We start from the raw sequence: 353 nt of genomic DNA, 5'->3' as shown, positions 1-353 counted from the left end.
CCGCTACCAGCTCTGGCGCCATGCCACAGAAGAGACCAGCCTTTCGAATCCGTTGGTTTTTGTCGTCGGGGAAGTGGTGGAGTGGGTGCCGCCTACTATCGACTCGGTGAAAGGATTACCCAGCGACGTTGAAATCCCGGATGGCGGCTCCACTCCTGATATTTCGCTGGTATTTGCCGGCGAAGGCCACGCCGGGCAGCAAATCGAGCTACTGGACGAGGGCGTAGTGATCTTCACACCGATTGCCGTGGATGCCGCAGGCAAGTGGTCTCATACGCTGACGGCTCAGGCATTGGGTGATCACAGATATTCGGTGAAAGCTTTGTATGGAGGCGGGTCAGAGTCGGCGGCGT

General features: G+C 58.1%; 1 pseudogene. It reads left to right on the top strand.

The annotated features are described in order from the left end of the window. Positions 1 to 353 (top strand): annotated as a pseudogene (locus AC27VU_RS28935) (hypothetical protein); the annotation flags it as partial.

Source organism: Pseudomonas sp. 14P5.3.2 (assembly GCF_057799175.1).
Note: the sequence above shows the minus strand (reverse complement) of the source record. Positions and strands in the feature narration are given on the sequence as shown.